The organism is Streptomyces griseorubiginosus, from assembly GCF_017614965.1.
Classification (GTDB): domain Bacteria; phylum Actinomycetota; class Actinomycetes; order Streptomycetales; family Streptomycetaceae; genus Streptomyces; species Streptomyces griseorubiginosus_B.
Genome location: NZ_WVUG01000397.1, coordinates 1 through 6,949 on the forward strand (window position 1 = coordinate 1; position 6,949 = coordinate 6,949).

The 6,949-nt window shown below is 74.0% G+C and carries 3 protein-coding genes; 1 reads left to right on the forward strand and 2 read right to left on the reverse strand.

Features of this window, described 5'->3' with window-relative positions:
• Window positions 1–2,739, forward strand: a 2,739-nt coding sequence (locus GRC12_RS40095; protein ID WP_208785387.1) for an acetyl-CoA carboxylase family protein, incomplete at its 5' end; no start/stop codon positions are given.
• 29 nt (window positions 2,740–2,768) lie between these two features.
• Here GRC12_RS40095 and GRC12_RS40100 read toward each other — a convergent pair.
• Both GRC12_RS40100 and GRC12_RS40105 read right to left on the reverse strand, forming a co-directional pair.
• Window positions 2,769–4,157: an FAD-binding oxidoreductase gene (locus GRC12_RS40100; RefSeq protein ID WP_208785388.1), complete on the reverse strand. Its 1,389-nt coding sequence runs from the start codon at window positions 4,155–4,157 to the stop codon at window positions 2,769–2,771.
• 134 nt (window positions 4,158–4,291) lie between these two features.
• Window positions 4,292–6,949: ATP-binding protein (locus GRC12_RS40105; protein WP_244374505.1), on the reverse strand; the 2,658-nt coding region annotated here is incomplete at its 5' end.

A 6,949-nucleotide genomic window follows, 5' to 3' on the forward strand; every position in this document is an offset into this window, starting at 1 on the left:
CCCGTGCTGGAGGGGGCCGACGGGCCGAACGGGGCGCGGGAGTTGCTGGCGGACGGGCCCGTGATGGTGAAGGCCGTCGGCGGGGGCGGCGGTCGCGGGATGCGGGTCGTGCGGCGAGCGGAGGAGCTGGACGAGGCGTGGGAGCGCTGCCGTTCGGAGGCGCGACAGGGCTTCGGGCGGGACGAGTTGTACGCCGAGCGGCTGCTGGAGGGGGCGCGGCACATCGAGGTGCAGGTCGTCGGGGACGCCACCGGCGCCGTCACACACCTCTGGGACCGGGACTGCAGCGCCCAGCGCCGCCACCAGAAGCTGATCGAGATCGCACCCGCCCCTGAACTTCCGGACGCTGTAAGGGAGAAGGTCCTCGACCACGCGCTGCGGCTGGCCCGTGCCGCCCGCTGTTCCAGCCTGGTCACCTTCGAGTTCCTGCTGCGGGGCGCGGAGTTCTGGTTCATCGAGGCCAATCCCCGGCTGCAGGTGGAGCACACGGTCACCGAGGAGGTCACCGGAGTCGACCTGGTGGAGGTGCAGTTGCGGGTGGCGGCCGGGGCCACGCTCGCGGAACTGGGGCTCGCTCAGCCGCCCGCTCGTCCGCGCGGGTTCGCCGTGCAGGCACGGGTCTACGGCGAGGGGGCGGGGCGGATCACCCGCTTCGACGTGCCGACCGGGCCGGGCGTCCGCGTCGACACCGCGATCCGTGCCGGAGCCGAAGTGGGCCTGCGCTACGACCCGTTGCTGGCGAAGGTGATCGCCCACGTCCCGCACGGCGGTGTCGAGGCGGCGGGTGCGCGGGCGCGGCGGGCGTTGGGCGAGTTCGGCGTGGAGGGGGTGCGGACGGGGATTCCGTTGCTGCGGGAGCTGCTGGCACGGCCACGCTTCTGGGCGCACACGGGAGTGGTCGGCGAGGTGGCGGGGACGGTCGTCGGCCCCGAAGTCCCCTCCGTGGAGGGCGCGTTGCTCGCGCCGCTCAGCGGGACCGTCGTCTCCGTCGACGTCTCCCCCGGTGAACCGGTGCGCCCTGGACAGCAGTTGCTGGTGCTTGAGGCGATGAAGATGGAGCACGTGGTGCGCGCGCCCGGCTCCGGAGCGGTGCGGGCGCTGCACGCGCGGGTGGGGGAAACGGTCGGCGAGGGCTCCCCGTTGGTCACGCTGGACGAAGTGAGCGGCGCGGACGCGGGCGCAGCCGCCGAGGAACGGGCCGATCCCGACGCCGTGCGTCCCGATCTCGCCGAGATGATCGAGCGGCACGCCGTCGGGCTGGACGAGAACCGGCCCGAGGCGGTCGCCGGGCGGCATGCGCTCGGCCGGCGGACCGCCCGGGAGAACATCGAGGACCTCTGCGACCCGGGCACCTTCACCGAGTTCGGCGCCCTCGCGATCGCCGCCCAGCGCCGCCGCCGTTCCCTGGAGGACCTGATCCGCTCGACGCCGGCCGACGGCATGGTCACCGGCACCGGGCGCGTGGACGGCCGGCCGTGCGTGGTGATGTCGTACGACTACACCGTGCTGGCCGGCACCCAGGGGCTGCAGAACCACCGCAAGACCGACCGGATGCTGGAGCTCGCCGAGGAACGAGGGCTGCCCGTCGTGCTGTTCGCGGAGGGCGGCGGGGGCCGGCCCGGGGACACGGACACCACGTCGGTGGCGGGGCTCGACGTGAGCACCTTCCAGCGGATGGGGCGCCTGAGCGGCTCGGTGCCCCTCGTCGGCATCGTCTCGGGGCGGTGCTTCGCGGGCAACGCGGCACTGCTGGGCTGCTGCGACGTGGTGATCGCCACGCCGGACGCGACGATCGGGATGGGCGGGCCCGCGATGATCGAGGGCGGTGGGCTCGGGGTGTTCCGGCCGGAGGAGGTGGGGCCGCTGTCGGTGCAGGTGCCGAACGGGGTCGTGGACGTCGTCGCGGCGGACGAGCCGGAGGCCGTGCGGGTGGCGCGCCGGTATCTGTCGTACTTCCAGGACCGGCAAGGCAGTTGGGAGGCACCGGACCAGCGGCTGCTGCGGCACGTCGTACCGGAGAACCGGCGGCGGGCCTATGACATGCGGGCGGCGGTCGCGGGGCTCGCGGACACCGGCTCGGTGCTGGAGCTGCGGCCGGGGTTCGGCGTCGGGGTGCTGACGTGCCTGGTGCGGGTCGAGGGGCGGCCGTTGGGGTTGCTGGCCAGCAACCCGGCGCATCTGGGCGGGGCGATCGACCGGGACGCGGCGGACAAGGCGGCACGGTTCCTGCAGCTGTGCGACGCGTTCGGACTCCCGGTCGTCTCGCTGTGCGACACCCCCGGTTTCATGGTCGGCCCGGACGCCGAACGGACCGCGACCGTACGGCACTTCGCGCGGCTGTTCGTGACCGGGGCCAATCTGCGGGTGCCGTTGGTGAGCCTGGTGCTGCGCAAGGCGTACGGGCTGGGGGCGATGGCCATGATGGGCGGCTCCACGCGGGCGCCGCTGGCCACCGCCGCCTGGCCGAGCGGTGAGTTCGGCGGGATGGGTCTGGAAGGTGCCGTCCGGCTCGGTTACCGCAAGGAGCTGGCGGCGATCGAGGACCCGGCCGAGCGTGCCCGCGCCTTCGAGGAGCGGGTCGCCGAGCTGTACGAACGCGGGAAGGCGGTCAACGCGGCGGCCGCGCTCGAGATCGACGCGGTCATCGACCCGGCCGGGTCGCGCGGATGGATCCTGGCGGCGTTGGAGCGGTGCCCCGTCCCCCGCCCGGGGCACCGTCCGTTCATCGACACCTGGTGAACACGGTCAGCAGGATGGTGCGGGCACCGTCAGCTGGGCCGGATGTTCTGGTTGAGGCGGAAGACGTTGTCCGGGTCGACGGCGGCCTTGACCCGGGCCAGCCGGTCGTAGTTGCCGCGGTAGCTGGCGCGGACACGCTCCTGGCCCTCGTCCATCATCATGTTCACGTAGGCCCCGCCCGCCGAGTACGGGTGCAGGGCGTCGGAGTAGTCGACCGCCCAGCGCTTGATCAGTTCGGCGTTGGCGGGGTCGGGGTCGACGCCCGCGTAGACGGTGGACCACCTGGCGCTCCGGTAGCCCCAGGGTGTCTCGTCGGGGCCGACGTCGTGGGCGGCGCCGTCGATCGGGTAGAGATGCATCGTCGACTGGACCGTCGGCACCTCGGCGCCGAACTTGGCGTGGAGTTCGACGGCCTCGTCCGGGATCTCCTCGACGAAGTCGGCACGCCAGTACCACTGGTGGCCGGGCGGGTAGAGCCCGTCGAACATGGACTGCAGATCGGGGTGCGGCATCGGTCCGGCGGCGTGCAGCATCGGCTGCGGCAGCGCATCGAGCAGCGGGGCCATCGCGCGCGCGGCGGCCTCGGGGTCACCGCTGGTGTGGCACCACACGACTCCGGCGGTCTTGCGCAGCTGGATCTCCTCGGGGAACGGCGGGGCCGGCGGGACGGTGCCGTACAGGAAGAAGGCGTTCAGTTCGCGGGGCGCGTTCGGGAGGAAGTCCCGGTAGGCGGTGAGGACGTCGGCGCTGATCTCGACCGGCCAGAACGTCGGCCCCGCCACGACCGTGCTGATCTCGTGCAGCCGGAAGAGGAAGGACGTGACGACAGCGAAGTTGCCGCCGCCTCCGCGGATCGCCCAGAACAGGTCGGTGTTCTCCTCGGCGCTCGCGCGCACCTTGCGCCCGTCGGCCAGGACGACGTCGGCCGAGAGGAGGTTGTCGATGGTCAGCCCGCACTTGCGGGTGAGGTGGCCGAGCCCGCCGCCGGTGGCGATGCCGCCGACGCCGGTGGTGGAGACGATGCCGCTCGGGGTGGCCAGGCCATGGGCGTTGGTCGCGCGGTCCACCTCGCCCCAGACGCAGCCGCCGCCGACGCGGACGGTGCGGGCGTCGGGGTCGACGTGGATCCCCTTCAGGGGCGAGAGGTCGGCGACCACTCCCCCGTCGACGGTGCCCATCCCGGCACCGTGGTGGCCGCCGCCGCGGACGGCGAGCGGCAGGTCGTGGGCGCGGGCGAAGCCGATCACGCGGGCCACGGCGTCGGCGTCGGCGCAGCGGGCGACGAGCGCGGGGCGGCGGTCGATCATCGCGTTGTAGACGGTACGGGCCTCTTCGTAGCCGGCGTTGTCGGGGCCGATCAGCTCGCCGGTGAAGTCGGTCAGTTCCCGTCGTGCCGCCTGCGCGGTTGTGCTGGACATACGGTTTCCCCCGTTTGTCGTGAGTCGGGCCGTTGTGCACGTTCTACTCGGGTAGCGCGGGCGTGGGCATCCGTGGCCATCACCTAGCTCGGGCGTTCGGATACCTACGTTTCGCGCACCTGCGTTTCGCGTACCTACGTGTCCCGCTCGGGGAGGAGCCCGAGTTCCGCGGCGCGTACGGCGGCGTGGCGCCGGGTGGGCGCGTCCAGCTTCTCCAGGACGGCGCGTACGTGGTTGTCGACGGTACGGACGGACACGACGAGCCGGTCGGCGATCTCGGCGTTCGTCAGGCCCTCGGCGAGCAGACGCATGACCTGGAGCTGCCGTTCGGTCAGGCCGGCGGGGTTGCCGCGGGTCGCGGCGAGGGGCCCACGTGGGACGCGCCGTACCCCGAGCCGGCGCAGTTCGGAGCGGACGCGGCGGGCCAGCGGTTCGGCGCCCAGGGCGTCGAGTTCGGCGAGGGCGGCGAGCTTGTCCGCGGGGTGCGGGCTCTCGGCGACCGCGGCGGCGTGCTCGTAGGGGCAGCCCGCCTCCTGCCAGCGTGCGGCGGCCTCGCGCCAGTGGCCGCGGGCCTGGAGGGCGTACGGATGGTCGCAGTCCTCCAGGTCGACCGGCTGCCCCACCCTGCTGAGCCAGTAGCCGAGTTCGGCGCGGTAGGGGATGCCGGCCAGGTCGCGGGCCTGCGCGTACACCGGGGCCACGGCCTCGATCAGGGCCGCGTCGTCGCCGCGCAGCCAGGCCGCCTCGGCGAGCGCGGCGGCGACCGGTCCGGTGCGCTGCAGTTCCCGGGTCCGCACGGCGATCTCATGGGCCTCGGCGAGGAGTTCGGCGGCGCCCGGGTGGCCGCGACGGGTGCGGACGCGGGCCAGGACGGTCAGCGCGGGGCAGCGGGCGGGCAGGAAGTCGTGGATGCCGAACTCGGCGTGCCGTTCGGCGTCCTCCCAGTCGGCGGCGGCCAGTCGCCGGATCGCCAGCTCGACGTGGAGGTAGGTGAGGAAGCCGAGGTGTTCGGCGCGGTCGGCGAGGTCCATGGCCGGCGGCAGATAGCGGTCCGCCTCGCTGTACTGGAGGTTGTCGAGCAGCGTCCAGATGATGTTGGCGTAGGAGCGGCAGGCGTGTTCGACCTCGCCTGCGGCCAGGGCGACCTCCAGGCTCTCCTCCAGCTGCTTGCGTCCGTCGGGGTCGCCGCCGCGCCAGCGGGCGGTGCCCAGGTTGTTCAGGGCGTGCGCGAGGATCGCCTGGTCCTCCGTCTTGCGGGCCAGGACGATGGCCCGCTCGGCGTGGTCGACGGCCTCCGGGTAGCGGTCGGACAGCATGCGCAGCTGGGCGATGTTGCTGACGGCGAGGGCCAGCAGCCGGTCGTCGCCCGCGTGCTCCAGGACGGTGACGGCCTCGTGGGCGGCGTCCTGCGCCTCGTCGGCGTCCCCGGCCCACCAGTGGATACGGGACAGCCAGCGCAGGTCGGCGCCGAGGGCGAGGATGTCGCCGAGCGAGCGGCGCAGTGCGACCGCCTCCCGTTGGGCGGTGACGGCGGCGGCCGAGTCGGCGATGGTGTAGCTCTCGATCGCGTAGCGTTCCAGCAGGCCGGCGAGGTCGGCCGGGCCGTGGCGCCGGCGTCGGCGCAGGACCAGCCGCAGCTGGGCGGCGGCTTCCCGGTGGGCGCCGGCGGAGGCCGCGTCGCGTGCCGCGTCGGGGCCGTAGCGGGCGATGGCGTCCTCGTCACCGGCCTGGGCGGCGTGGTGCACGATCCGGGCGGCGTCGGATCCGGGGCGGGCGACCAGGGCCGCGAGGACGGTGCGGTTGAGGTCGATACGGCGGGCGGTCGGCACCGAGTCGGCGACCGCGCGGCGGATCAGCTCGTGCCGGAACGCCACCCGTTCCGGCGTCACCGCGAGCAGCCCGCGCTGCTCGGCCTCGGCGAGTACGGTCACCCCGTCGGTCAACAGGGCGTCCACCAGGGGCCGTTCGACCGCCGAGGGGACCACGGCGAGCTGCTCCAGGGCGTCCACGGTGGCGGCGTCCAGACCCCGCATCCGGGCGAGCACGGCGTCCACGACCGTCGGCGGCACACCTCCGGTGCCGCCCGCCGCGACGACCTCGGCGACGAAGAAGGGGTTTCCGGAGGTCACCTCGTACACCTGGGCCGCGTCCAGCTCGGCGGTCGCGCTGAGCGTGCGCACCGCGTCGAGGGACAGCCGGGCCAGGGGCAGCCGGTGCACCCGGGGCGCGCGGGAGACCTGCCCGAGGAGGTGGCGCAGGGGGTGGCCGCGGCCCAGCTCGTCGTCGCGGTAGGTGAGGACGAGCAGCGCGGGGAGCCGTTCCATGCGCCGGACCAGGAAGCGCAGGGCGTCCAGGGACGCCTCGTCGGCCCAGTGCACGTCCTCGACGACCAGTACGGCGGGATGCGGAGTCACGGCGAGCTCGGCGCGCAGGGCCTCGTAGACGCGGGGACGATCGCCGCCCTCGGTGACGGCGCGGGCCAGCTCGGCGCCGACGCTGCCGACGAGGTCACGGAACGGGCCCAGGGGCCTGCGGGTGGCGAGGTCGTCGCACTGGCCGACCAGGATCCGCGCCTCCTCGGGCAACCGCTCCGGAAGGGCTCTGACCAGGCTGGACTTGCCGATGCCGGCCTCGCCGAAGACGAGCGCCACCGAGCCGGCACCGTCCGCCGCCTCACCTGCGGCCTCGGCCAGCCGCGTCAGCTCGGCCTCACGCTCGAGGATCCCCCGGTCCACCCGCTCGATTCTGCCACCGACGCCCGACGACGGTACGGCTCTCGGGCGGGGGCGGGT